The organism is Desulfacinum infernum DSM 9756 (genome assembly GCF_900129305.1).
GTDB lineage: Bacteria > Desulfobacterota > Syntrophobacteria > Syntrophobacterales > DSM-9756 > Desulfacinum > Desulfacinum infernum.
On sequence record NZ_FQVB01000048.1, the window covers coordinates 1 to 24733 of the forward strand.

26 protein-coding genes are annotated in these 24733 nt (G+C 63.4%); 21 read left to right on the plus strand and 5 right to left on the minus strand.

Features of this window, described 5'->3' with window-relative positions:
• On the minus strand, positions 1–182 hold a 182-nt coding region (locus BUB04_RS20435), incomplete at its 3' end, for an IS1634 family transposase N-terminal domain-related protein (RefSeq protein WP_492215219.1).
• Positions 183–385: 203 nt separating this feature from the next.
• Between BUB04_RS20435 and BUB04_RS16890 the strand changes: the two genes are divergently transcribed.
• The 15 genes from BUB04_RS16890 (at position 386) to BUB04_RS16960 (ending at position 16187) form a co-directional block, all read left to right on the plus strand.
• Positions 386–1021, plus strand: a complete 636-nt coding sequence (locus BUB04_RS16890) for a class I SAM-dependent methyltransferase (protein ID WP_073041672.1) — start codon at positions 386–388, stop codon at positions 1019–1021.
• A gap of 263 nt (positions 1022–1284) precedes the next feature.
• Positions 1285–2499, plus strand: a complete 1215-nt coding sequence (locus BUB04_RS16895; protein ID WP_073041673.1) for an ammonium transporter — start codon at positions 1285–1287, stop codon at positions 2497–2499.
• 24 nt (positions 2500–2523) lie between these two features.
• Positions 2524–2862, plus strand: a complete 339-nt coding sequence (locus tag BUB04_RS16900; protein ID WP_073041675.1) for a P-II family nitrogen regulator — start codon at positions 2524–2526, stop codon at positions 2860–2862.
• A 28-nt stretch (positions 2863–2890) separates the two neighbouring features.
• Positions 2891–4444: a sigma 54-interacting transcriptional regulator gene (locus BUB04_RS20170; RefSeq protein ID WP_073041677.1), complete on the plus strand. Its 1554-nt coding sequence runs from the start codon at positions 2891–2893 to the stop codon at positions 4442–4444.
• Between the two features lie 375 nt (positions 4445–4819).
• Positions 4820–5644, plus strand: a complete 825-nt coding sequence (nifH, locus tag BUB04_RS16910; RefSeq protein ID WP_073041678.1) for a nitrogenase iron protein — start codon at positions 4820–4822, stop codon at positions 5642–5644.
• A gap of 34 nt (positions 5645–5678) precedes the next feature.
• On the plus strand, positions 5679–6008 hold the full coding sequence (locus BUB04_RS16915) for a P-II family nitrogen regulator (protein WP_245795225.1): 330 nt from the start codon (positions 5679–5681) through the stop codon (positions 6006–6008).
• Positions 6009–6283: 275 nt separating this feature from the next.
• Positions 6284–6700, plus strand: coding sequence for a P-II family nitrogen regulator (locus BUB04_RS16920; RefSeq protein ID WP_073041680.1), 417 nt, complete (start codon positions 6284–6286; stop codon positions 6698–6700).
• Positions 6693–8318 carry a nitrogenase molybdenum-iron protein alpha chain gene (nifD, locus tag BUB04_RS16925; protein ID WP_073041681.1) on the plus strand — a complete coding sequence of 542 codons (1626 nt, stop codon included), beginning with the start codon at positions 6693–6695 and terminating at the stop codon, positions 8316–8318. Before BUB04_RS16920 ends, nifD begins: the two co-directional genes overlap by 8 nt.
• 43 nt (positions 8319–8361) lie before the next feature.
• Positions 8362–9735, plus strand: a complete 1374-nt coding sequence (gene nifK / locus BUB04_RS16930; RefSeq protein ID WP_073041683.1) for a nitrogenase molybdenum-iron protein subunit beta — start codon at positions 8362–8364, stop codon at positions 9733–9735.
• A gap of 34 nt (positions 9736–9769) precedes the next feature.
• Positions 9770–11155: a nitrogenase iron-molybdenum cofactor biosynthesis protein NifE gene (nifE, locus tag BUB04_RS16935; protein WP_073041685.1), complete on the plus strand. Its 1386-nt coding sequence runs from the start codon at positions 9770–9772 to the stop codon at positions 11153–11155.
• A gap of 58 nt (positions 11156–11213) precedes the next feature.
• Complete coding sequence (locus tag BUB04_RS16940) at positions 11214–11432, plus strand: cyanase (protein ID WP_073041687.1); 219 nt, start codon at positions 11214–11216, stop codon at positions 11430–11432.
• Between the two features lie 15 nt (positions 11433–11447).
• Complete coding sequence (locus tag BUB04_RS16945; RefSeq protein WP_073041689.1) at positions 11448–12860, plus strand: nitrogenase component 1; 1413 nt, start codon at positions 11448–11450, stop codon at positions 12858–12860.
• A 92-nt stretch (positions 12861–12952) separates the two neighbouring features.
• Positions 12953–14248, plus strand: coding sequence for a radical SAM protein (locus tag BUB04_RS16950; protein WP_073041690.1), 1296 nt, complete (start codon positions 12953–12955; stop codon positions 14246–14248).
• A 69-nt stretch (positions 14249–14317) separates the two neighbouring features.
• Entirely contained in the window at positions 14318–14884 is a 567-nt protein-coding gene (locus BUB04_RS16955) for a hypothetical protein (protein ID WP_073041692.1), read from the plus strand.
• A gap of 574 nt (positions 14885–15458) precedes the next feature.
• Positions 15459–16187 (plus strand): epoxyqueuosine reductase, encoded by a 729-nt coding sequence (locus BUB04_RS16960; protein ID WP_073041694.1) that lies wholly within the window; start codon positions 15459–15461, stop codon positions 16185–16187.
• On the opposite strand, the gene BUB04_RS19480 is transcribed toward BUB04_RS16960, so the two are convergent.
• Entirely contained in the window at positions 16179–16946 is a 768-nt protein-coding gene (locus tag BUB04_RS19480; RefSeq protein ID WP_073041696.1) for a thymidylate synthase family protein, read from the minus strand. The two genes, BUB04_RS16960 and BUB04_RS19480, sit on opposite strands and share 9 nt — an antisense overlap.
• A 231-nt stretch (positions 16947–17177) precedes the next feature.
• On the opposite strand from BUB04_RS19480, the gene tsoR reads away from it, so the two are divergent.
• The 6 genes from tsoR (at position 17178) to BUB04_RS19670 (ending at position 22049) form a co-directional block, all read left to right on the plus strand.
• The gene (gene tsoR, locus BUB04_RS16970) at positions 17178–17558 is read left to right on the plus strand and encodes an ArsR/SmtB-type metalloregulator TsoR (protein WP_245795226.1); all 381 of its coding nucleotides are present in this window, start codon (positions 17178–17180) and stop codon (positions 17556–17558) included.
• A 342-nt stretch (positions 17559–17900) separates the two neighbouring features.
• Positions 17901–18371: an LULAXC motif selenoprotein TsoA gene (gene tsoA, locus BUB04_RS20210; protein ID WP_332113351.1), complete on the plus strand. Its 471-nt coding sequence runs from the start codon at positions 17901–17903 to the stop codon at positions 18369–18371.
• Positions 18368–20173, plus strand: coding sequence for a rhodanese/DsbD fusion-like selenoprotein TsoB (tsoB, locus tag BUB04_RS16985; RefSeq protein WP_337833400.1), 1806 nt, complete (start codon positions 18368–18370; stop codon positions 20171–20173). The genes tsoA and tsoB overlap by 4 nt, the downstream gene beginning before the upstream one ends.
• Positions 20145–20459, plus strand: a complete 315-nt coding sequence (gene tsoC / locus BUB04_RS16990) for an NEPxGxxU motif selenoprotein TsoC (protein ID WP_353743183.1) — start codon at positions 20145–20147, stop codon at positions 20457–20459. Before tsoB ends, tsoC begins: the two co-directional genes overlap by 29 nt.
• 813 nt (positions 20460–21272) lie before the next feature.
• Complete coding sequence (locus tag BUB04_RS16995) at positions 21273–21611, plus strand: hypothetical protein (protein ID WP_073041706.1); 339 nt, start codon at positions 21273–21275, stop codon at positions 21609–21611.
• A 204-nt stretch (positions 21612–21815) separates the two neighbouring features.
• Positions 21816–22049, plus strand: a complete 234-nt coding sequence (locus BUB04_RS19670; RefSeq protein WP_218588507.1) for a transglutaminase domain-containing protein — start codon at positions 21816–21818, stop codon at positions 22047–22049.
• Between the two features lie 239 nt (positions 22050–22288).
• On the opposite strand, the gene BUB04_RS17005 is transcribed toward BUB04_RS19670, so the two are convergent.
• Genes BUB04_RS17005 through BUB04_RS17015 form a run of 3 tightly spaced genes read right to left on the minus strand, consistent with a single transcriptional unit; the run spans position 22289 to position 24444 of the window.
• The gene (locus BUB04_RS17005; protein WP_073041707.1) at positions 22289–22609 is read right to left on the minus strand and encodes a hypothetical protein; all 321 of its coding nucleotides are present in this window, start codon (positions 22607–22609) and stop codon (positions 22289–22291) included.
• Positions 22606–23211, minus strand: coding sequence for a hypothetical protein (locus tag BUB04_RS17010; protein ID WP_073041709.1), 606 nt, complete (start codon positions 23209–23211; stop codon positions 22606–22608). Before BUB04_RS17010 ends, BUB04_RS17005 begins: the two co-directional genes overlap by 4 nt.
• Positions 23212–23223: 12 nt before the next feature.
• On the minus strand, positions 23224–24444 hold the full coding sequence (locus BUB04_RS17015; protein ID WP_073037867.1) for an ISL3 family transposase: 1221 nt from the start codon (positions 24442–24444) through the stop codon (positions 23224–23226).
• Between the last annotated feature and the right edge of the window lie 289 nt (positions 24445–24733).

Here is a 24733-nt window from a genome sequence, read left to right on the forward strand (position 1 = left end):
AGGATCTCTTCAATGCGATTTGCTAATCCTTTTAATTGTTTGGGCTCGAGGTCCAGCTTTCCCAAATTGAGAAGAGTCCTCTGCCTAGGCCCCTTGGGAGTCCTGTAGGACTCGACCAACTGGTGGTAGAAGTAGGTGGTTCCCGTTTGGTGATCTTTTTTTCTGACTCGTCGAATGAACATAGTAGCAGGACATTAGCATGAGGAGGGAAGGCGAGTCAATGCGGGCTGCCCTTTTTCTACCACTACACCGAATTTTCGGGGCCTCATCAACGACCTTTCAGATAGTTAGATGAGCAAAATCGGTACACTGTCGCACTATGCAGCATATAGATGACAAACTTGGGTTAAGATCGTCACAAAAGAGTCACAAACAGGGAGCAGCCATGACCGACGACTACGCGCTTTTTGCCCGGTATTACGACTTCATGGAGCCTTGGATCGCCCCTGCACGGTCAGCCGTCACGCGGGCCGTGCGCGCGGCGGGATGCCGTCGGGTCCTGGACGTGTGCTGCGGCACGGGAACCCAGGCGGCGGACCTGCGCCGACAGGGCGTGCGGGCGGTGGGCTTGGATCTTTCGAAGGCCATGCTGGCCCAAGCGGGCCGGAAGGCCGGCCTTTGCGGCGCCGCCTTGGTGCGGGGCGATGCCGCGCGCCTCCCCTTCCCGGATGCCGTCTTCGACGGCCTCATCCTCTCCTTCGCCTTGCATGAAAAGCCCGCACCGGTCCGCCGGGCCATGCTGGCGGAAGCCCGCCGCGTCCTGACCCCTACCGGGCGTCTCTTCGTCCTGGACTATGCGTGCCCCGGGTCCCTTGCCGGCCGCATGGTCCTGGCGGCCCTCTCCCTGGTGGAACGAAAGGCCGGAAGCGAACACCACCGGGCCTTCCGGGACTACATGAACGCCGGGGGGACCGATGCCTTCCTGGCCTCCGAGAATTGGATCGCCCTCCGGCGCCGATCGTTTGGGAAGGGAACCGTCGTCTTCTATGAAACGGTGAGGCACAAAAATGTATCGACCTAAAATCCCCTGGATTCCAACCCCTTAACTTCTCAGGACCGCCCTGTCCCCGCTTTTCGTCGACAAGTTTGTGCCCCCGGGCCTCCCTGTTGTGACGTTCCGCGCGTCGAAAGGGCCGGCGAGGATCTTTCAAATCCCTGATTTCAGAACGTATTTCGTCCGTCTCCATCGTCCCGGCATGCCCTTTGCCCCCAAAGGCACGGGGAAGCGGCTCGCGGCGGGGCCGACGCAGGCGAAAACGACGAGACGAAGGAGGTCAAAGGGCGATGAACACGGGGGACACGGCATTCGTGCTGATGGCAACGGCGCTGGTGATGCTCATGACGCCGGGGCTGGCTCTTTTCTACGGCGGGCTGGTCCGCTCCAAAAATGTACTGGCCACCATGCTGCAAAGTTTCATCTGTCTGGGGGTGGTGTCCCTCCTGTGGGTGGTGGCGGGCTACAGCCTGGCCTTCGGCCCGGACCGGTGGGGCGTGATCGGAGGTCTGGATTGGGCGGGTCTCCGGTCCGTGGGGCTGGAAGCGGGGCCTTATGCGGATTCCATCCCCCATCTTCTCTTTTGCGCGTTCCAGCTCATGTTCGCCATCATCACCCCGGCCCTCATCACCGGCGCCTTTGCCGAGCGCATGAAATTTTCCGGGTTCCTCTGCTTTACCATTCTCTGGACCCTGCTGGTCTACTTTCCCGTCTGCCATTGGGTATGGGGGGGCGGCTGGATCGGGGGCCTGGGGGCCCTGGACTTTGCCGGCGGTACGGTCATTCACATCAATTCCGGCGCGGCAGCCCTGGCGGCGGCCCTGGTCGTGGGCAGGCGCCGCGGATACCGCCGGGAGCCCTTCCAGCCCCACAACCTGCCCTTGACGGTTCTGGGAGCGGGGCTTTTGTGGTTCGGGTGGTTCGGGTTCAATGCAGGAAGCGCCCTCAAGGCCGATGAAGTGGCCGTTCTGGCCTTCTTCAACACCCAGGTGGCCACCGGCGCGGCGGCCGTCTCCTGGATCGTGGCGGAATGGATCAAGATCGGCAGGCCCACCACCCTGGGGGCGGCATCGGGGGCGGTGGCGGGCCTGGTGGCCGTCACGCCGGCCGCCGGATTCGTGGGGCCTTTGGCGGCCGTCTGGATCGGCCTTCTAGCCGGAGTCCTCTGTTACGGCGCCGTCTTGTTGAAGGAACGCCTGGGCTACGACGACGCCCTGGACGTGGTGGGGATCCATGGCGTGGGGGGCCTCTGGGGGGCCTTGGCCACGGGGCTGTTTGCTTCCACCGCCTTCAATCCGGCGGGGGCCGACGGCCTTTTCCACGGCAATCCCAAACAGTTCCTCGTCCAGGCCATCGGCGCCGTGGGCGCGATCGTCTATTCGTTCGCGTTGAGCTGGGTCCTTCTCAAGGTCACCGACAAGCTCACGGGCCTTCGTGTGGCCGGGGAAGAGGAGGTCCAGGGACTGGATCTGACCCAGCACAGCGAGACGGGCTATGTCCTGTAAACCTTGGGGAAGGGAGAGGCACTCATGGTCAAGATAGAAGCCGTCATCAAGCCGTTTGTCCTGGATGCCGTCAAGGAAGCCCTCCACGAAGTGGGGGTCACCGGCCTCACGGTGACGGATGTGAAAGGCTTCGGCCGGCAAAAGGGCCACAAGGAGATCTACCGGGGGGCGGAATACCTGGTGGAGTTTCAGCCCAAGACCAAGATCGAGACGGTGGTCCCCGACCATCTGGTGGACCAGGTGGTGAACGCCATCCAGAAGGCCGCCCGCACGGGCAAGATCGGCGACGGCAAGATCTTCGTCTATCCGCTCAGCCAGGTGATCCGTATCCGGACGGGGGAAACGGGCGAAACGGCCATTTGACCCGCTGCACCGCTTGGACGGATGGGGCATGGAAAACGGCATTGAAGCACTGGAACTCAAGGTCCTTTACGAGATCAGCCGGATGGTGGGACAGGCCCTCCACTTGGAGCAGGCCCTCTACGGCATTCTGGAGGTCCTGTCCCGATCCATGGCCATGGAGCGGGCCACGGTGGTACTCCGGGATCCGGCATCAGGGCTGCTCAAGATCCGGGCCGCCCACGGCCTGAGGGACGAAGAGATCAACCGCGGCATCTACCATCCGGACGAGGGGATCACGGGTCTCATTTTCCGCACCGCCAAGCCCTTCGTGGTTCCCGACATCAGCCGCGAACCCCTCTTTCTCAACAAGACCGGGTCCCGCTCCATCCAGAAGGACCAGATCGCCTTCATCGGCGTGCCGGTGATCCTGCACGGGCGCACGGTGGGCGTCCTCAGCGTGGATCGGCTCTTCGGCCGGGAGGTGACCTTTCAGGAAGACATCCGCTTTCTGAGCATCGTGGCGGCCATCATCGCCCAGTTTTTCGACCTCAACATGCAGGTGGCCGAACGGGAAAAGGACCTGCGCCGGGAAAACCTGGCCCTGCGCGTGGAAGTTTCGGAAAAATACAATGACTTCTTCATGATCGGCCAGAGCCCTCCCATGGTGGAACTCCAGGGGCTGATCCATAAGGTGGCGGCGAGCAAGGCTTCGGTGCTGCTCTTGGGGGAATCGGGGACGGGCAAGACCCTGGTGGCCCGCATCGTCCACGAACTGAGTCCCCGGGCGCGGCATCCGTTCGTCAAGGTGAACTGCGCGGCGCTTCCCGACAACCTGCTGGAATCGGAACTCTTCGGCCACGAAAAGGGTGCGTTCACGGGCGCCGCCGCTTCCAAGCCCGGCCGCGTGGAGGCGGCCGACGGCGGGACCCTGTTCCTGGACGAGATCGGAGAGTTGTCTCCGGCCCTTCAGGCGAAGCTCCTGCGTTTTCTCCATGAGAAGGAGTTCGAGCGCCTGGGGGGAACCCGAACCAAAAGGGTGGATGTGCGCATCGTGGCGGCCACCAACAAGGATCTGGAAGCCGCCGTGGAGGCGGGTACTTTTCGCGGCGACCTCTTCTACCGGCTCAATGTCTTTCCGGTTCGGGTACCGTCGCTTCGGGAGCGCAGGAGCGACATTCCGCTCCTGGCGGACTTCTTTCTGAGGCGTGCCTGCGCGGAATACGGAAAAAACCTGCACTTTAGTCCGGAAGCTTTGGAGGTCCTCTGTCGGTATTCCTGGCCCGGCAACGTGCGGGAGCTGGAAAACGTGATCGAGCGGTTGGTCATCCTGACCGACGGCCCCCTGGTGACGCCGGCCCAGATCCCGTCTTTTGTCGCCGAGGAAGGGAGTGCTTCCGTGGTTCCCGGAAGCGGGATGAGCCGTCTGGAGGCCCTGGAGCGTGAGGAAATCCTGGGGGCGCTGGAAAGGAACGCCTGGGTCCAGTCCCGGGCGGCCCGCGACCTGGGTCTCACCTTGCGACAGCTGAGCTATCGCGTCCGAAAATACGGCCTGGATCCCGTCGTCAAGGAAAACAAAGCGAACCTTCGAAGATCCACGCCATGACGGCCCGGCGGTCCCGAGGCCGGCTCCCGCTCCTTTCCCTACCGGTTTCTCTTCCATCCCGGCACGGCCTGTAAAAGCCTCTTTCTTTTCCCTCCAAGCAAAACGGTTCTTCATTGTTTTTGTCTCCCTGGGAGCGACCAAAGGTTCACCCCACACAATTGTCGACACCGCCCTTACACTTTCGTCGGTTTCCAAGGGGGACGGTCCCCGGAAGCGGAACATCCTCCCCTCGCGCGCTCCACCCTCTGAAGCCGTATGTATCGACTTTTCAATGGGTTGGCGACCATGGGGTTCGATCCTCCACCTTCCTGGCACGGGCCTTGCCCTTATGCATGGACAACCAGGAACATTGACGAGGTGCAGGGAGGAGATTCCATGAGAAAGATCGCCATCTACGGAAAGGGCGGTATCGGCAAGTCCACCACCACCCAGAACACGGTGGCCGGTCTGGCCGAGATGGGCAAAAGGGTCATGGTCGTGGGGTGCGATCCCAAGGCCGATTCCACCCGGCTTCTTTTGGGCGGGCTGGCCCAGCGCAGCGTCCTGGACACCCTGCGGGAGGAGGGGGAGGACGTGGACCTGGAGGACATCCGCAAGGAGGGTTTCGGCGGCACCCTGTGCGTGGAGTCGGGGGGGCCCGAGCCGGGCGTGGGCTGCGCCGGGCGCGGCATCATCACGTCCATCAACATGTTGGAGCAACTGGGGGCGTATGAGGACGATGAGGAGCTGGATTACGTCTTCTACGACGTGCTGGGAGACGTGGTGTGCGGCGGATTCGCCATGCCCATCCGGGAGGGAAAGGCCCGGGAGATCTACATCGTCTGTTCCGGGGAGATGATGGCCATGTATGCGGCCAACAACATCTGCAAGGGGGTGCGCAAATTTGCGGAAAGCGGGGGCGTTCGGGTCGGCGGGCTCATCTGCAACAGCCGGAACGTGGACAATGAGGAAGCCATGATCCGGGAGTTCGCCAAGCGGCTGGGAACCCAGATGATCTACTTCCTGCCCCGGGACAACATGGTGCAGAGGGCGGAGATCAACCGCAAGACGGTCATCGACTACGCTCCGGACTGCGAACAGGCGGCCCACTACCGGAACCTGGCGAAGAATATCGACGAAAACGACCTGTTCGTCATTCCGACCCCCCTCGACACGGATCAACTGGAAAGCCTGCTTATGGAATACGGGATTCTGAACTGAGCGCCTTGGAAAAACATGGAAAGGGGAGGGTGAGATGCTGGTCATGGTTCGGGCCGTCATCCGGCCGGAGAAGACGGCGGATGTGATGCAGGCGTTGCTGGAGGCGGGCTACCCGGCGGTCACGCGCATGGAGGTGGCCGGCCGGGGCAAACAGCGGGGCCTCAAGCTGGGAAACGTGGTTTATGACGAACTGCCCAAGGACCTGCTGCTCATGGTGGTTCCGGAAAGCGACAAGGAGTTCGTGGTTCGCACCATCGTGGAAGCGGGCCGAACCGGGGAGAAGGGGGCGTTCGGAGACGGCAAGATCTTCGTCACCCCCGTGGAGGAGTCCTATACCATCCGTACGGGAGAGCGGGAAACCTGAGCGCTTGTCCGACAATGGCTCTCCGAGGCAAGAGCCCGGGCTATGGCCCCTCTTTTCGTAGCCGCGGGGCTTCAGCCCCGCGGAAAGGGCCATCGCAACATCATGAAGTGACAGGAAATATGCGATGGTCCATCCAACGTTCGGGGGTTTATCCGCGGCCCTAAAGGGCTGCGCTACGAGAAAAGAGATCATCCGCGACGTTTTCGGACAGCCTCCGAGGGACTCGAACCGGGCGGGGGAAGAGAGGCGATGCGCGGTCGGTCGGGAGGAAACCCATGAAAGAAGTGTGCGCCATCATCCGTATGAACAAGATCAATGCCACCAAGGAAGCTCTCGTGCAGGCGGGATTTTCCGCCTTCACGGCCATGAGGGTGAGCGGGCGGGGCAAGCGGACCGTGAACTATGAGGTGCTCCAGGCCATGAACCGAAATCCCGACGTGCAGCCGGAGGTGCTGGCCACCCTCTCCCAAGGGCCGCGCCTCATGGCCAAACGAATGATCACGCTCCTGGTGCCGGACCGGCGGGTCGCCGACGCGGTGGATGTTCTCATCAAAACCAATCAGACGGGCACCCCGGGAGACGGCAAGGTCTTCGTCTGTCCCGTTCTGGAGATTATGCGGATACGTACGGGAGAAACCAACGAAGACGCCATCGACGAGATGGCGGGAGGGGAAGGAGCGGAGCATGTCTAAGAGCCGAATCCCCACGGCGCCGGCCGTGGATCCCGAAGAGTTCGTGGAGGAGCTGGTACGGCGTTACCCTGCCAAGGTGGCCAAGAAGAGGCGGCGTCACATCCTGGTGCGCGACCCTTCCGAACCCCAGTCCATCGAAGCGAACGTGAGGACCGTGCCGGGGATCATCACCCAGAGGGGCTGTTGTTATGCCGGGTGCAAGGGGGTGGTCATCGGGCCCATCGGGGACATGGTCCACATCACCCACGGGCCCATCGGCTGCGGCTACTATTCGTGGCTCACGCGCCGCAACCTGTTCCGGCCCCGGGCCGACGGCGCCAACTTCCTACACTATTGCTTTTCCACGGACATGCAGGAGGAGGACATCATCTTCGGCGGCGAGAAGAAGCTGCGGGAGGCCATCCGCGAAGCGGTGGAGCTCTTCCGGCCCAAGGCGGTGAGCGTCCACGCCACCTGCCCTGTGGGACTCATCGGCGACGACGTCCAGGCCGTGGCCCGGGAGATGGAAGAAGAGCTGGGGGTGCCCGTTCTGGCCTTCCATTGCGAGGGCTACAAGGGGGTGAGCCAGTCCGCCGGGCACCACATCGCCAACAACAACCTGTTCAAGGCGGCCGTGGGCCGCGACGACCTGGAGCCGTCTTCGCCCTTCGCCGTGAACATTCTGGGTGAATACAACATCGGGGGGGATGCCTGGGAAATCGAACGGGTGTTGGAACGGTGCGGTATCCGTGTCTGGGCCGTCTTCAGCGGCAACGGGTCCATCGACGACATCCGAAGGGCCCACACCGCCCAACTCAACCTGGTCATGTGCCACCGATCCATCAACTACATGGCGGAGATGATGGAAAAGGCCTACGGCATCCCCTGGGTCAAGGTGAATTTCATCGGGGTGCGGGCCATGGCCAAGAGTCTTCGAAAGATCGTCGCCTACTTCGAGGATCCGGACCTGAGCGAACGGGTGGAGCGGGTGATCGCCGATGAAGTGGAACGGGCCGAAAGGGACCTGGCCCCCTACAGGGAACGCCTGGCCGGCAAGACGGTGGTGCTTTTCGTGGGCGGTTCCCGGGCCCACCACTACCAGGATCTTTTCCGGGACCTGGGGATGCGGACCATTGCCGCCGGCTACGAATTCGCTCACCGGGACGATTACGAGGGCCGCCACATCCTGCCCACCCTCAAGATGGATGCCGACAGCCGCAACATCGAGGAATTGAAGGTCGGGCCGCACCCGGAAAAGTACCGCCCGCGCCTGCCCGCGGAACGCGCCGAGGAGCTGCGCCGTGCCGGGCTGATCGACCATTACGAGGGCATGCTGCCCGACATGGAGCCGGGGAGCCTGGTGATCGACGACATCAGCCACCTGGAACTGGAGATGCTCATCAAGCGCTACCGGCCCGACTTGGTCTGCTCGGGCATCAAGGACAAGTACGTGATCGAAAAGTTCGGCGTCCCGTCCAAGCAGCTTCACAACTATGACTACCGGGGCCCCTATGCGGGATTCCGGGGGGCGGTGAATTTCGCACGGGACATCGACTCCATGATCCACAGTCCGGTCTGGAAACTGGTGCGCCCGCCTTGGGAAAAGGAACCCTGCCTCAGGGCCGAGCTCACGGCGTGACCGCCGGTTCCCAACGCCCGTCACCCGAGAAAGGAGTTGCCCCATGCTCCACCACACCCCCGCCGTCGTCGCGGAACGCAAGGCCCTTCGCATCAACCCGGCCAAGACCTGTCAGCCCGTCGGCGCCATGTACGCCGCCCTGGGCATCCACCGGTGCCTGCCGCACAGCCACGGAAGCCAGGGCTGCTGCGCCTACCACCGGAGTCACCTGACACGCCACTACCGGGAGCCCGTCATGGCCTCCACCAGCTCCTTTACCGAAGGGGCGTCGGTCTTCGGAGGGGCTCCCAACCTGCGGCAGGCTCTCGCCACCATCTTCGACGTCTACGACCCGGACGTGGTGGCCATCCACACCACCTGTCTTTCGGAAACCATCGGAGACGACATCCCCAGCATCCTGAAAAAGGCGGCGGCCGACGGCATCATCCCTCAAGGCAAGCGGGTCTTCCATGCCAACACGCCCAGCTATGTGGGAAGCCACGTCACGGGTTTCGCCAACATGGTGCGGGCCATGGTGGAAACCTTCCCGGTTCCCGCCGCCGAAAGGATGGAGGCGGTCAACCTGATCCCGGGCTACGTGGAGCCCAGCGACATGCGGGAGGTGAAACATCTGGCGAAGATGTTGGGGGTGGACGCGCGGGTCTTTCCGGATACGTCCGGGGTGCTGGACGCTCCCCAGACGGCCTCCTTCCGCATGTATCCCTCGGGCGGAACGCCGGTGAGCGTTCTGGAGCGGCTGGGCCAAAGCCGCCTCACCGTGGCCCTGGGCCCCACGGCCTCGGAACCGGCCGCGCGCTTCCTGGAGGCGGCCCACGGCGTTCCCTGCCGGGTGCTGGATCTTCCCATCGGCCTTCGGGCTACGGATCGATTCGTGCAAACGCTCCTGGAAGACGCCGGCGGGGCTCTGAGCCCGGAGCTCAACGATGAGCGGGGCCGCCTGGTGGACCTCATGACGGACATGCACGCGCACCTGCACGGAAAGCGCGTGGCGTTGTGGGGAGATCCGGACCCGGTGGTGTCGCTCACCGAGTTCCTGGCGGACCTGGGCATGAAACCCGTCTGCGTGCTGACCGGGACGCCGGGGAAACGGTTCGAATTGCGCGTGCGCGGCATCCTCAAGAAGACGGCCCCCCGGGCGGTGGTGGGGGCGGGCGCGGACCTTTTCTTCCTGCATCAGGTGGTCAAGAAGGAACCGGTGGATCTCCTCATCGGAAACACCTACGGCAAGTACATCGCGCGTGCCGAGGATGTGCCTCACGTGCGGTTCGGCTGGCCCATACTGGACCGGGTGGGCCACGCCCACTTTCCCACCCTCGGCTACCGGGGAGGCCTGTACCTTCTCACCCGGATCGTGAACACCCTGCTGGAACGCGCCGACCGGGACGCGCCGGACGAGGAACTGGAACTGGTTCTTTAACCCTTCGAACTCCCGTCAGAAAGCGAGATGCGCCATGACCGGGTCCATCTATGCGGAAAGAAGCGCCCAGATCCATCGAAAGGGCGAGGAGCCCTTCCGGATGGTCTGCAACAAGGAAAGCCTGGCCGGGGCCGTGAGCCAGCGGGCGTGCGTCTTTTGCGGATCGCGCGTGGTGCTCTACCCGGTGGCCGACGCCCTGCACCTGGTCCACGGGCCCGTGGGATGCGCCGTCTACACGTGGGACATCCGGGGAGCCCTCTCTTCCGGACCGGAACTGCACCGGCTCAGCTTCACCACGGATCTCCAGGAAACCGATGTGATCTTCGGGGGCGAAAAGAAGCTGAAGCGGGCCCTCATGGAACTGATCCCCCGTCACCGTCCCCAGGCGGCCTTCGTCTACGCCACCTGCATCGTGGGCCTCATCGGCGACGATGTGGAAGGGGTCTGCCGGCAGGTGAGCGCCGAGACGGGCATTCCCGTCATCCCGGTCCAGTCGGAAGGATTCAAGGGCAACAAGCGGGCGGGGTACCAGGCCGCCTGTCGGGCTCTTTTCCACCTGGTGGGTACCGGGGATACGACCGGGATCGGCCCCCTGAGCGTGAACATCCTGGGGGATTTCAACCTGGCCGGAGAGATCTGGATTATTCGTCGTTATTTCGAGTCCCTGGGGCTGCAGGTGGTGGCCAACGTGACCGGAGACGGTAGGGTGGGCGACATCCGCCGAGCCCATGGGGCGGCCCTCAACGTGGTGCAGTGTTCGGGAGCCACCCTGGAACTGGCCCGCATGATGGAAGAGGCCCACGGGATTCCCTACCTGCGCGTGTCCTACGTGGGTGTGGAAGATGTGGCGGACGCCATCTACCGGGTGGCGGAATTTTTCGCGCACAGGGACCCGGGGATCATGGACCGGGCCCGCCGCCTGGTGCGTTCCGAGCTGGAAAAGCTCCTGCCGCAACTGGCGCGATACCGGGAGGCGCTTCAGGGCAAGCGGGCGGCCGTCTACACCGGAGGCGCCTTCAAGGCCTTTTCTCTGGTCAAGGCCTTCCGCCACCTGGGCATGGAGGTGGTCCTGGTGGGCTCCCAGACGGGAACGGAAGAAGACTACCGGGAACTCCACGAGATCACCGACCCGGGTACCATCATCGTGGACGATTCCAACCCCTTGGAGCTCTCCGCGTTCATCAAGGAAAAGGACGTGGACATCTTCGTGGGCGGAGTGAAGGAGCGGCCCATCGCCCACAAGCTGGGGGTGGGGTTCTGCGACCACAACCACGAACGCAAGATCCCCCTGGAAGGCTTCGAGGGAATGCTCCACTTCGCCGAGGAGGTGTACCGGTCCGTTATGAGCCCGGTCTGGCGTTTTGTGCCGCGCCGCCTGGAGGAACCCCGGGGTGTGCGGTTGCAGGCCGTCCGTAGGTGATGTGAAGGCATCTTGTCGATGCCAAACCCCGCCACCGGGAAGGGAAGGAGGAACAACCATGTGTGCCGGATCATCCCATCCCATAGGCCACCATCCCATGCAGCGACGGTACGTGAACCGGATGCTGGAAGCCAAGGCCCTCGTTCATGAACGTTACGGGGACGGGATCATGAGTGCCATCGACTTCACGGTGCGGGTTTCCAAACCCTCCGAAGGGGATCCCGAACGAGTGGTGATCACCTTGGACGGGAAGTTTCTTCCTTACAGGAAATGGTGAAGAGGAGAAGGATGGATGGCTGTCCTGGATTCCATTGATGTGGGAGACGGCCCCAGGGGCCCGGCTCCCTATTCGTCCGTCACGAACCCGTGCAAGCTCTGCGCCCCCCTGGGGGCGGCGCTCGCCTTCCGCGGTCTGGAGGGCGCCGTTCCGTTCCTGCACGGATCCCAGGGATGTGCCACGTACATGCGCCGCTACGTGATCAGCCACTTCCGGGAGCCCATGGACGTGGCCTCGTCGTCTTTGGGGGAAAAGGACGCGGTCTACGGGGGCGGTCCGAACCTGAAGCTGGGGATCAAGAACGTCCTGGAAAAATTCCAGCCCCGGCTGGTGGGCGTGGCCTCCACGTGTCTTACGGAAACCATCGGCGACGACGTGCCCGGGATCATCAAGGAGTTCATGGAGGAATTGGGGCGCCTCAATCCGGACCTGGCCCTGCCGGTGGTGGTGACCGTCTCCACGCCCAGCTATTCCGGGTCCCATGCAGACGGATTTCATCACGCCGTGCGCGCCGTGGTGGAGACTCTGGCCGGGACCGCCCCGCCGTTGTCGGCATCTCCGGCCGTGAACCTGATGCCGGGCCTGCTTTCCCCCGAGGACATCCGGGAACTGAAGGACATCCTCCAAGGGTTTGGACTGACAGCCGCGGTGGTGCCCGACATCTCCGGGACGTTGGACGGCCCTGCCTTGGAGGATTATCCGCTGGTGCCCCAGGGGGGCACGCCCCTGGCCCTTCTTCGCAGCCTGCACGGGGCCGGCGCCACGGTGGAATTGGGCCGCAACCTTCCCGAGACGGGCACCGCCGGAACCTTCCTTCGGGACGCATGGGGCGTTCCCCTTTACCGACTGGGGCTTCCCGTGGGACTTCGCGAAACGGACCGGTTCCTGGAAGTCTTGAGCCGGGTTTCCGGCCGGCCGGTTCCGGAACGGTATGAAGAGCAAAGGGGGCGGCTGGTGGACGCCTACGTGGATGGACACAAGGTGGTTTTCGGTCAGCGGGCGGCGGTCTTCGGCGAAGAGGATCTGGTGGTGGGAATCACGGCCTTTCTGGCTGAGATCGGCGTACAGACCGTGTTGTGCGCGTCCGGCGGCGGAAGGGGACGTCTCCGCCATGCCGTGCGGGACGTTACAGCCGACCTGGTTCCGGAAGCCCCTCGGGTGCTGGAAAAGGCCGATTTCCGTGCCATCGAGGAGGAGCTGGACCGGCTCCGCCCCGACCTGCTCATCGGGCACAGCAAGGGCTATCCCGCGGCACGGCGCCTGGGAATCCCCCTCATCCGGGTGGGCTTTCCCGTCCACGATCGTTTCGGAGCCCAGCGGCTGTTGCATGTGGGCTACCGAGGTGCCTTGCGCCTGCTGGACCAGATCGTGAACACGATCTTCGAACGCCGCCAGGAAGAATCGCCCGTGGGCTACGGTTATCTCTGACGGCCGAGGAAGGAGAGTTTTCGTGCCGGAGCCGTCCCCCGGGGCGGCGGGCGTCCCGCGGGTCCGGTTCCTCGTCATCCCAGGAGGTTCCCATGAAGAAAGTTGCTCCGGACATCAGCGCACATCCCTGCTTCAACGCCGAAGCCTCCGGATGCCGCGGGCGCGTCCACCTTCCGGTGGCCCCCAAGTGCAACATCCAGTGCCGATACTGCAACCGCAAGTACGACTGCGTCAACGAAAGTCGACCCGGCGTGTCCAGCGCCGTGCTCAGCCCCCGGCAGGCCGTCCACTACCTGGAAACCGTGCGGCGAAAAGTGCCCTCCCTTGCGGTGGCCGGGGTGGCCGGGCCGGGGGACCCCTTCGCCAACGTGGAAGAGACCCTGGAAACCATGTCCCTGGTCCGGCATCGGTTCCCGGACATGCTCCTTTGCGTGGCCAGCAACGGTTTGGAGTTGGCTCCCCATGTGCCTGCACTGGCGGATCTGGGCTGCACCCACGTGAGCGTGACCGTGAACGCCGTGGATCCAACGGTGGGGGAAAAGCTCACCGCGTGGGTGCGGAAGGGCAAGCGGGTCCATCGGGGGCGTCGGGCGGCCGAAGTCCTTTTGCAGTCCCAGAGGGAAGCCGTGCAGGAGCTCAAGGGCCACGGGATCATGGTCAAGATCAATTGCATTCTCGTTCCGGGGATCAACGATCACCATGTGGCGGAGGTGGCCCGGGAAATGGGGACCCTGGGGGCGGACCTCTTCAACTGCATGCCCCTGGTGCCCAACCGGGACACCCCCTTCGCTCACTTGGAAGAACCGGACGAAGAAACGGTGCGACGCATCCGCCGGGAGGCGGCGTCGTTCATGGTGCAGATGAACCACTGCACCCGGTGTCGGGCGGATGCCGTGGGGCTCCTGGGCGAGGACCGAAGCGCCGAGTTCCGTTCCGAGCTCCTGCGGGCGTCCTTCAGCGCAACCCCTCCCCGGGACGGCCTTCGGCCCTATGTGGCCGTGGCCAGCCACGAAGGGATTCTGGTGAACCGGCACCTGGGCGAGGCCGACCGGCTCCAGATATGGGCCCCCGCCGAGGGGGGCTACCGGCTCGTGGAAGAGCGTCCCACGCCGCCGCGGGGTACGGGCGACGAACGTTGGCGGACCCTGGCCTCCCGGCTTCGTGACTGTCGTGCTCTGTTGGCAAACGCCGCCGGGGAGAATCCCTGCCGGGTTCTGGAGCAGGAGGGCCTGGCGGTGGTGGTCATGGAGGGACTGATCGCCGACGGCTTGGAGGCGGTGTACCAGGGACGATCCGTTCGCCCGCTGGCGAAGAGACGGCCGGGTGCGGCCTGCAGCGGTCCAAGGGAGGGGCGGACCTGCGGCGGCGACGGCCTTGGGTGCGGCTGAATCCGATCCGATGGACCTTGACCGGGCCGGGCACGATGGATAGATGAACACATGGAAAGGAGACGTGCCATGAGACGGTCCGGTCATTTCATCAGGTTACTGGCGATCCTGGGGTTTGTCTGGGTTCTGACGAGCGCCTGTTCCACGGGAATGGGGAGAAGAGCCGAGGATGCCCGGCCCGCCGGGGTGCACCCGCCCCGCATCCAGTCCAGTTTCGCGGTTTCCAGCCTCTGGTTCGGAAAAACGTGGGAGATCTTCGTGGAAGGTGAAGACCCGGACGGGGACATGGACTACATCTGGGTGGAAGTTTCCCAGCTGGGCGGCAACATGTGGTCCAATCACCGGGTGTATCTCAAGGGAGATCGGAAGGCTCATTTCAAGGGCGTGATCCACCTTCCCACGCCGTCCATTCTCGGGAGGTCGGGCTGGCAGACCCTCCGGGTGGTGCTCCGCATCCACGACCGGGCGAACCATTACAGCGATCCCGTGACCCATGAAGTGGAACTGGGGCGCCCCACGGCGGAGCCCGTACCGGAAGAATGGCGGGCGGTGCGCGCCCAGAGGCTGGGGACGATTTTTTTCCAGTTCGACCTGGACCGGGACGGCGACCATGACAGAATCCCCCTCCTACGCTGAAAGGGTGCCGGAAGAGGGCTCGGATTCAGGCCCTTGTCTGAAAACGCCGGCGACCACCGCTTTTTTCGTAGCGCAGCCCTTTGGGGCTACGGAAGAGCCTTCGGCTACGAAAGAGGTCAAACTCTTTAAGTGTTCAAGACGGAAACCTGTTCTCGGACAGGCTCCTAGGAGGCTGTTCTACAATGTCTCTCCGACTTACAAGGCCGAGGAATTTGGGTCCTCCTCGTAGCAGCGGGGCTTCAGCCCCGCGGAAAGGGTCTCCATGACGTGACGGGGAATACGCGATGGCCTATCCGACGACCGGGGGTTCCTCCGCAGCCCTAAAGGGCTGCGCTACGAGACAAAGAGGTCGTCCGCGGAGTTCTCAGACAAGCTCCCAGGTGCCTGTCCGACAACGGTAGATTTGCGCCGTTCAACGCCCCTTCGTCATCCCCGCGAAGCTTGTCCCCGGCTTGAACGGGGAGCGGGGATCCAGGATTTCCCGCGACTTATGGACTCCCGCTTGCCCGGGAGGGACGGTTGGCGGAGTTCTCAGACAAGCTCCCGGGACAGGTTGCCGGGGAAAACGAAAGGAGTGGCGGTGGATGTGGTTTCGGCGGCGATCGGGTTCGGGGCGAGTTTGGCGGGAGTGTGCCGGGTGGAGGACCTGAAGAGCTCGCCTTCCCATGCGCTCCGCTTGGGTTCGTCTCCCCGGGCCGGAGAAGACCCTTGGCCGGAAAACGCCCGTTCGGTGATTGTGCTGGGTCTGGCCCATCCCGAGGACATGCCGGAGCTGGATTGGTGGACCAGGAAATCAGGGACCGGGAACACGCCTGGAAACGAGGAGCTGATTCGCATCGTTTCGCGGCTTGCCCGGTGGATCCTGGAAGAAACGGGCCGGGAGTGCTTCCCCATCCCCTACCACCTGGAGCGGGGCGGTCTCTTCATGAAGGATGCGGCCGCCCTGGCGGGCATGGGCTGCATCGGGAGAAACAACCTCCTGGTGACCCCCGAATACGGGCCGCGCGTTCGGCTGCGGCTCCTTCTCACCGCCGCGGATCTTTCCCCCACCCCCGGGCGTCCGTTCGATCCCTGCGCCCGATGTTCCATGCCCTGCCGCACGGCTTGCCCCCAAGGGGCCTTTTCGGGCGATCCGGCGGCACGGAACGCAGGCTACAGCGTGGCCCTGTGCACGATCCAGATGGAAAGGGACCTGGCACATGCCGAGGAGTTCCCGGTGGTTGGGAGTTCCGAAACCGCCCGGCGGGTCAAGTACTGCCGCCGGTGCGAACTGGCTTGCCCCGTGGGGAAAACATCATCGTGAATTGAGATAGAGACGCAGCTTGGCCAGGTCGAAGTACGCCTCGGCCAGGCCCAGCTTGAGACAGGTCACGAACATCTCCCCATCTTCCACCCCGATCTGCTGGGCCATGTATTCCTTCACCATTTGGAGGCACGCCAGGTTGGCCGGCAGGCCGTTCCACAGGTTCCAGCTGCGGAAATGGATGCTGAAGTGGAGCTTGCCGTACTTGATGGCCGTGTCCACTCCGCGCAGGCACTGGGTGGTGCCGGGTTCTTCCTTGTTGAAGGCGTTGGAGATGGTGCGGGAGCGCACCGTCTTTCCCGTGGCCCGGTCCGCCACCCGGATCACCTCCTCGTAGTCCACCGTCTCGTCGTAGAATAGAAGGCTCTCCGGTCGTCCCACGGTCATGTAGCAGTGCTTGGTGCCGGGGCCGTTCTTCCGGTAGTAGTCGATCACCCATTCGATCTGCCAGGCCAAGTCCTGGCCGTAGGTGTAGTGTTCCCCGGGCTGGGCCACGTCCGTCATGTAGTAGGGAAGGTATTTTTCCGCGTAACCGGGTTCGATGGGGTTGGGAATGCCCACCCCGGGCGGGATGTCGGGCTCCAGGGGCCGGGTGCCGGGATGGGTGATCTGGGCGGACACGAAGTCCAGCTCCCAGCGCTTGGTGGGGGTGCTCCCCTTGTCCACCTTGTATTCCCGGCCTTCCTCCACCGCCTTTCGAACCAGCTGGTACCAAAGATCCGGGATGTCCCGGGCCACCACAAAAGCCGCCTTCAGCATGGCCGCTTCCTTTCTTTGTCCTTGATTTTCCTCTTCCTGATTCCTCCGCCTCCATATACACCCTCGGCCCTCCCGGGGCAACACGGCGCACGGCCCCGTCTCTTCCCGGCGAACCCGGCATGGCGGAGGTGGCTTGGCGCCGCGGTCCCAACGTCCTTCTCCTCCCTTGACACCGGGAGCGCTCAGCATATAAACATACGTTGATATGATGTTGGGTTGGGGAGATGCGCCGTGACACGGGAAGGGCGGCAACCGGTGGAAAAAGCAGAAGGTGGGCAGGGACCCGCTGAGATCCCCCACACGTCCGATCTGGCCGACCATCTGGACAAGGTGGCCTTCCTGGCCAAGAGCCTGTCCGACGAGAACCGGCTGCGGATCCTCCTGGCTGTGAGTTCGGGACGCCGTTCCGTGGGGCGGATCGTGGAGGAGCTGGGGCTTTCCCAGCCCCTGGTGTCCCACCACCTGAAGGAGCTGCGCCGGGCGCTCCTGGTCACCGTGGAGCGCAAGGGACCGTTCGTCTTCTACGAGCTGAGCGATCCGCGGGTGCTGGAGGCGCTGGATCGGCTCCGTTCCGTGGCCTGCGACCTTCTGGAGCGGCGCGATTCCTTCTGAGTCCCGGACGCCGGAGAGGCCATCGGTTTCAGGTTCCTTCACTTTGAGGAGTTGCAGGGATTCTTTCCCGCAGGGCTGAATCCCCCGCGGCTAAGGAAGGAACGTAAAACGAAAGGGAGCGATTCACTTGCTGCACTCTACTTTCTCCGCGCGATTGACGGGCGCGGAGAAACCCCGCCCCTACTCAAGAGGTCCATCTGCCTTCGTAGGGGTTTCGCCCTCCGGCCCCTTGCGGGAACGGCCTTGGCTGCGCTTCGGATCGCCGGCAGGCCGGCTCCCACGGGATAAGACCGCAAGGCGGGCACAACCACCGAAGGGTGCGACAAGAGGCGAGAGGGATCCATGGAAAAAGTAACGGAGAGAATCCGACAAATGCCCCCCGATCAGGCTCTGCGGGCCCTTCTGGAGGCGCTCAGGGAGGTTCTTCCCCGTGCGGGCGAGGAGGCGCGCACGGCCTTCGTCATGGAGCTTCTGGGCGAAAGCGGGGACGACAGGGTGAGCAGCCTGGTGCACTTGTGACTGGCCACCTGCCTGGGCGAAGGTGTCGACCCGACGGAAATGTGTGAGAGCTTGGTTCACAAGGTGGGCCGGTCCAAGCAGTTGGAGGCGGTGGCGGATCCGGGGTTGCTGCCCCTTTTCGAAGACTGGCTGGACGAGCTGGAAAGGGAGACGGCGTCTTTCCTGGAAAAGAACCCCGGCGCGGGCCCGGCGGATCTGGCCGACGCCCTGGGGCTCAGCCGCCGCGGAGCGTCTTTTCTTCTGGCCAAGGCGCGCCGGGGCGCTCCATCGGAATCGGAAGGATGCCCGCCATGAAAAGACGGACATGGATGCCGGTTGCAGCGGTGGCTTTGGCGCTGTGCGTGGGCGTGCTTTGGTGGGTTTCCCGGGCCACGGCGCCGCGAACGGCCGACTGGGAGGATGTACGGGCCGAAGCACGGCGGGGCGGCTATCGCCTCATCGACACCGAGGGTCTGCAGCGTTTCCTGGACGATCCGTCCCGCCGCGTGCTCCTGGTGGATGCCCGGGAAGCTTGGGAATACCGGGCGGGGCACATCCCGGGGTCGGTCAACTTTCCCATGGAGCCCACCTGGTGGGCCCGATGGCGGAAGGCTCGGGCTCTGGAAAAATTGCTGGGACCCGATCGGGACAGGACGGTGGTCTTCTACTGAGCGGGCCTCGCCTGAGTCCGAAGCGACTCGGCGGCCCGGGTGGCCGTAAAGCTTGGTTACAGGAATGTTTATCGCGACCCTTTGGGCCTTCCCGAGTGGGAGGCCCGAGGCCTCCCCGTGGAGCGATCCGTCGGCGCCATGGGACCGGGGGCGGAAAAGCCGCCGACGGCCGGCCCGCTCCACGGCTGGGCACTCCTTTGGACCCTCTTGGGGGTCTTCGCCGGAGGCATGGCGCTCAATCTCACTCCCTGCGTCTATCCGCTCATCCCCATCACCCTTTCCTACTTCGGGGGCCGAGCCCTGGGCGATGGTACACGCGGTTCCCTGTGGCCGCGACTGGCCCACGCCTCGGCCTATGTGGCGGGACTTTCGGTGACCAACGCCCTGCTGGGTACGGCGGCGGCCCTGACGGGCGGGATCATGGGCGGGCTCCTCCAGAATCCCTGGGTGCTTGCGGGGGTGGCGGCGGTGCTGCTGGCCTTCGCCACCAGCCTCCTGGGCTTTTGGGAACTGCGCCTTCCCGCCTTCTTCAACCGCCTGGTGTCGGCCCGGGTGGCCGGCTATGCCGGCAGCGTCTTCATGGGAGCCACCCTAGGCGTGGTGGCCGCGCCCTGCATCGGCCCCTTCGTCCTGGGGCTTCTTACCTGGGTGGCGAGTCTGGGAAGCCCCCTGCTGGGTTTTCTCATCTTCCTCACGCTCAGCCTGGGCATGGGCTTTCCCCTTTTCCTCTTGGCCCTCTTTTCCGATCGGCTGGGAAGCCTTCCCCGTTCCGGGGCCTGGATGGTGTGGGTGCGGGCCCTCATGGGCTGGATCCTGGCGGGCATGGCCGCAAACTATCTGAGCCCCCTACTGGGACCCCGCGCGGGCGACCTGCTCCTGGGAGCGGTGGCGCTGGCCGCCGGCGTGCATCTTCTGAAAGCTCATCGAGCGGAGAAGGAATCCCTTTGGTTCCGCCGGGTGCGGCTGGGGGCGGCGCTGCTGGCGGCGGGATTGCTCGTCTTTTTCGTGGGGCAGGGAATGAGGGGAGGTTCCGCCGCGCCGTGGCAGCCCTATCGGGCGGGTATTCTGGAAGAGGCCAAGGAGCGCGGGATGCCGGTGGTGCTCGATTTTTCCGCTTCCTGGTGTGCGCCGTGCCGGCGGCTGGAAGAGGAAACCTTCAGCGATCCGAGGGTGGTGGATCTGGCCCGGAAGGGATTTGTCCTGGTGAAGGTGGATCTCACCCGAGGCGGGGATCCGGTACTGGAAGCCCTGGTGGAACGCTTCCAAGTCAAAGGGGTTCCCACGGTGGTCTTCCTGGACTCGTCGGGAAGGGAAGTCCGTGAGCGGCGGCTGGTGGATTTCGCGCCGCCTCGGGTCGTGGCGGAAATCATGGAGGAGCTGGGGAAAAACAAAGCCGAAACGGGCAAGGAGGACGGACATGGTGAAGGTGCGGTTCTTTCTCAATGAACCCAACGGGCGTCCCTGAAAGCACTTCCGGGAGATCATGCCCAGGCTGGGCGGAAAGTACGACGTGACCATCGAGGTGATTTCCAAGCCCCGCGAGGAATACCAGACCGACGAATACTTCGAGCTGGACCTACCGGTGGCTCCCGCGGTCATGGTGGACGACGAGATCCTGGTGGAGGGCTCCGACGTGGACGAGTGGGAGCTGGAGGCGGCCGTGTGCCGGAAGCTGGGCCTGCCCGAGCCCGAACGCCGCCCCAAGGGCTTCCTCCGATGGCTCCGGAGCTGACAAGAGCGGAATCTGATTCATGTCCTAACGGTCATGGCGAGCCTCGCCACCCCGAATGGATGCGTGTAGGGGCGGGGTTTATCCCCGCCCGCTCGTCGCTTTTTCATCTACGCAGGGGGGCAGGCCTCGCCACGATCGCTAGAAGCCTGTCCGACAATGGCTCTCCGAGACAAGAGCCCGGGCTATGGCCCCTCTTTTCGTAGCCGCGGGGCTTCAGCCCCGCGTAAAGGGTCATCGTAACCCCTTGAAGTTGCAGGCTGTATGCGAGGCCTATCCGACAACCGGGGATTCTTCCGCAGCCCTAAAGGGCTGCGCTACGAGAAAGGAGATCGTCCGCGGCGTTTTCGGACGGCTTCCTAGGAGCCTGTCCGAGAATGGGTTCTTTGCCTCGTTTTGTCTCCATCAGTCATCCCCGCGAAAGCGGGGATCCAGGATTACCGGCAACTTATGGACTCCCGCTTTCGCGGGAGTGACGGTTTCCGGAGTTCTCGGACGGCCTCCTAGGGCACTCGGACTGAAAGATCCTTTCCCTTTTCAAAAAGATCTTTTCATCCTTTTCCTTCCCCTCCCCCGAAAACCTCCGGGCCAGTCCCGCATCGGCCGTAGAAGTCACCCCGAAATATCCTGTACAATCAATGGGATATGAATTCTCTGGCAAATAAGACGGGCTCTGTCGATTTTTGGCATGCCATGTGCCTCTCTTGGGGAGCGAAACACGCGCACGGGACGGGCGCCCGTCGCGCACGCGATGCCGAGAGATCCCGCAGGGGGACTCCGGCCCAGGGATTAACTGAGAAGAGAAAGGACAAGACGATGAAGAAGAGATGGTTGGTTTTGGTGGGTATTGGTGCGGCTTTCCTCATTGCCGTGGGGGCTTCCCAGGCTCCGGCCATGATGGGGGGCTACGGAGGAGGCGGCGGCTGGGGCGGCATGGGCCAGATGATGCAGCAGTGCCTCAACGGTTGGGGTTCCGGACAGGCCCCGCAGGGAACCGTGCAGGGCCCGGCGCCCAATTACGGCAACTACGGCCCCGGTTCCATGATGGGCGGCAACGGCGGCATGTGGAATTCCAATGGCGGCAATAGCCCAGCGCCCGGCTACAACAACGGGGCTGATGTCGGCGGTGGCGCTTCCAACCCGAGTGCCCGCTGATCCGGGCACCGTCCCTCCCCATATAAGCCCTCCTTGCCCGCGCCCCCTTCCCGTCCACGGGGAGGGGGTTTCTTGTGGGAAGCAGCCACTATTCCTATCGAATCAATCGACAATGAACGGAATTACCTATTGGATACCGGACGTCGTTGTCTGCTATGAGGGCCGGCGCGGGCGGCCGGGGTGCCGGCCCGGGAGATCTTCGGGGTGACGCTGGGCCGCGAACCCGTGGTGGACGTGACCCGATGGCAGCACTGCTGGGCGGAGTTTTTCCTGCCGGGCTACGGTTGGGTGCCCGTGGATCCGGCGGACGTGCGCAAAATCATGCTGAAGAAAGGACTCACGCTGAAGGATCCGGAAACCCGCCGCTGGCGCGACTACTTCTGGGGGGGCTGGGATCCCTACCGGGTGCGCCTGGCCGTGGGCGGGACCTGGTACTGAATCCGCCCCAGCAGGGGTCCCCGCTGAACACCTTCGGCTACCCCTATGCCGAAGTGGGGGGGCGGCCTTTGGATTCGCTGGATCCGGATTCCTTCCGGTACACCATCACGTATCGCCAACACCTGTGAGGGCATGGGGGGCGGACCCGCCCCTTGCCCACGCTCGCGTCCGTGGTGAAGGCCGGGCTGCGGCGATCAGGATGCGCTTTAATTCCATAAGGCACCTCCCGGAGCGGGCTCCTAAGAGCGGGAGCGGGCGCGGATTTTGGCCCCGATCCCAGCGCCGCTGACGGCCTGAACCGCCAGGGCCAGGGCCAGGATCGTGCGGTAGACATCACCTGCATCGCCGCCCCCGTGGTGTACCAGGGCCGCCCAGCGGGACGTGGATCCGTGGTGGCTGTGGGACGAGGCTGCGGGGGCGGATCCGGCTTCATGGGCGTGGGCCGTTTCCCGCCCGGCGGGAACGGACAGGTAGAGGCCCGTGAGGGCCTGGATGAGAACAAAGACGAAAAGAACCATCCCGAGCCGTCGGTGCCAAGCGCGCAAGGTTCGTTCCTTCATGGGCCCTCCTCCGATGCGGGGTTTTTCCTTGTGCTCATCTCGTGGATCAACTGCTCCAATTGTGTTTCCATGTCCGCCAAGGCGTCATCGACCGTGCCGGCGGCCTGGGCGGTGCGTTCTTCTTTGAGGGCGCGGAGTGCCTGAACGACGCGTTCGATGCGGGCGCACTCTTCCAGGATGATGCGGGGGGGATCGGGCGACGCCCCGTCGGGAAGGGATTGGGCGATTCGACGGGCCTGGCCCCCGATGGCCATGGTGGCATTGAGCAGATGGTGGGAAAGAATGAGCATGAGCTGCTGCAGGGTTTGGAGGGCCGCCTGCCGGCGTTCATTTTCCAGCTCCACGTGCCGAAGACGTTGGCCGCGGTGCATACTAAGAGCCCAGAAAAAGCCCACGGCGGCCCCGAAGGCTCCGAACGCCACCCCCATGGAGTGCATGTGGGTCGAGAAGCTGGCCACGGCCGAATCCCACAGATCGGCGCCGCCCGGGCTCCCCGACGGAGAACTCAGCCACAAAACGACCATGGCATAAGGGTGGAGTAAAAGGTAGCCCAGGGCACCTCCCGCCAGTGTGAAACCGAAAAGCCGCGGCGCTCGCCTCATCTTGCCTCTTCGCTACTTCAAATGGATAGCCAAATCTAACTTCCCGGCAATGAGGTAGACCATCGTGATGAGATTCTGGCTGTTGCGGTACCCACGGGCCTTTCTCTTCGCCGCTTGGATCAGGCCGTTGATGGCCTCGAGAATGCCATTGGTGACTCGAGAACGGAACCATCGCAAGATTCCCTGCCAATGATTCTTGATCGTGTAGGCTGCCTTGATAATCGGCTCTAAGCGGCTGTGGGTTGCCCAGAAAAACCAGCGCTTAAGGTACTCTTCTGCGTGTTCGAGGGGCTGTTCATAGAACTGCTGGAAAGCCAACTTGATGCGGTAGGCACGAGCCGTTTTCAGGTGAAGCCTTTTCATGCTCAACGCTTCTCGCAACTCTTTCTGCTTGGGGGTGAGGTGGATCTCATTCTTCAACCAGAGGAAACGACTTCCTTTCAACTCCGGCCGTTCCTTCTGCTCCTGACGCCGGACTTGGTCGACGGCATCGTTGAGGATCTTGACCACATGGAATTTATCGAAGGTCAGCTCAGCATCGGGGAAGGTTTCGGACACGCCGCTTATGTAGGCCGAAGACATGTCACAGCAGACTTCAACGATGTTTTCCGTCTTGCCTCCGTGGGCCCTGAGGTCATCACGAAAGGCTTTGACGGTTTGGGAGTCTTTGCCCGGTGCGACGAAGATCACCTTTCGTCTGTCGAGATCGACAAAGACCGTAATGTAATTGTGGCCCCGCTTGGACGAAGTCTCGTCGATGCCGACCTTTCGGACTTTCGAGAAATCCTCTCTGGTTCTGGCCTCTTGCACATAGTGATCGATCACCCGCCAGATGCGGGTATCGTGTTCTCCGATCAGTCGGGCCACGGCATTGACGGGCATCTCTTTTGCGAGCTGCAAGATGAAAGCTTCAAATAGAAGGGTAAAACCGCTTCCAGGTCTGGCCCAAGGCACATTGAGGGTCTTAACGCCGCAGTGGCCACATCGGACCCTGGGAAGGCGCGCATGCAGGTAACATTCGTGTTGGAAGAAGTTGAGGTGTCTCCAGGTTTTTTGCGAGCTGTCGTAGACCTTGCAACCTTCTGAGCCGCACACCGGACAAGGGAACTGGGCTCCCGGCTCGAAGTTCAGCTCGATGTCGAGAACCTGCCGCTCGGGATCAAAGGTAATCTTATGAACATACCAAGGTGGGGTGAGCGACAAAGCAACCTGGAAGAGCTCTTCAGTTTTCATCCGGGAAAACACCTCTTGCGCCTTGTGTCAACAGATGTGATCGTCGAGCCCGCATGGCCGAACACCGCTAACATCCTTGAGCCGGAGGCTGGAGGAGGCCATCCTCTCGCCGTCGGCCTACTTTCCACACAGCATGGGCAAGGAGGTGATGTCAAGACTGCGATAGCACCCGAAGGGCTTGGTCTTGACATCACCTCCGCCCATGCTAGCGTCTTTGGAAAGGGGGCCGCCGAAGCTAACGCTTTCGCATCAGTTTTTTTGCGGTTTCCACACAAAACAGCGAAGAGCC

Coding starts and splice junctions, on each gene's coding strand:
- BUB04_RS17010 (WP_073041709.1), bottom strand. CDS start 23,211: ATGAGGCGAGCGCCGCGGCTTTTCGGTTTCACACTGGCGGGAGGTGCC.
- BUB04_RS20170 (WP_073041677.1), top strand. CDS start 2,891: ATGGAAAACGGCATTGAAGCACTGGAACTCAAGGTCCTTTACGAGATC.
- BUB04_RS16895 (WP_073041673.1), top strand. CDS start 1,285: ATGAACACGGGGGACACGGCATTCGTGCTGATGGCAACGGCGCTGGTG.
- BUB04_RS17015 (WP_073037867.1), bottom strand. CDS start 24,444: ATGAAAACTGAAGAGCTCTTCCAGGTTGCTTTGTCGCTCACCCCACCT.
- nifH (WP_073041678.1), top strand. CDS start 4,820: ATGAGAAAGATCGCCATCTACGGAAAGGGCGGTATCGGCAAGTCCACC.
- BUB04_RS16900 (WP_073041675.1), top strand. CDS start 2,524: ATGGTCAAGATAGAAGCCGTCATCAAGCCGTTTGTCCTGGATGCCGTC.
- BUB04_RS16950 (WP_073041690.1), top strand. CDS start 12,953: ATGAAGAAAGTTGCTCCGGACATCAGCGCACATCCCTGCTTCAACGCC.
- BUB04_RS16995 (WP_073041706.1), top strand. CDS start 21,273: ATGAAGAAGAGATGGTTGGTTTTGGTGGGTATTGGTGCGGCTTTCCTC.
- BUB04_RS19480 (WP_073041696.1), bottom strand. CDS start 16,946: ATGCTGAAGGCGGCTTTTGTGGTGGCCCGGGACATCCCGGATCTTTGG.
- BUB04_RS16920 (WP_073041680.1), top strand. CDS start 6,284: ATGAAAGAAGTGTGCGCCATCATCCGTATGAACAAGATCAATGCCACC.
- BUB04_RS16945 (WP_073041689.1), top strand. CDS start 11,448: ATGGCTGTCCTGGATTCCATTGATGTGGGAGACGGCCCCAGGGGCCCG.
- nifK (WP_073041683.1), top strand. CDS start 8,362: ATGCTCCACCACACCCCCGCCGTCGTCGCGGAACGCAAGGCCCTTCGC.
- BUB04_RS16915 (WP_245795225.1), top strand. CDS start 5,679: ATGCTGGTCATGGTTCGGGCCGTCATCCGGCCGGAGAAGACGGCGGAT.
- BUB04_RS16955 (WP_073041692.1), top strand. CDS start 14,318: ATGAGACGGTCCGGTCATTTCATCAGGTTACTGGCGATCCTGGGGTTT.
- BUB04_RS16940 (WP_073041687.1), top strand. CDS start 11,214: ATGTGTGCCGGATCATCCCATCCCATAGGCCACCATCCCATGCAGCGA.
- BUB04_RS17005 (WP_073041707.1), bottom strand. CDS start 22,609: ATGAAGGAACGAACCTTGCGCGCTTGGCACCGACGGCTCGGGATGGTT.
- BUB04_RS16890 (WP_073041672.1), top strand. CDS start 386: ATGACCGACGACTACGCGCTTTTTGCCCGGTATTACGACTTCATGGAG.
- nifD (WP_073041681.1), top strand. CDS start 6,693: ATGTCTAAGAGCCGAATCCCCACGGCGCCGGCCGTGGATCCCGAAGAG.
- nifE (WP_073041685.1), top strand. CDS start 9,770: ATGACCGGGTCCATCTATGCGGAAAGAAGCGCCCAGATCCATCGAAAG.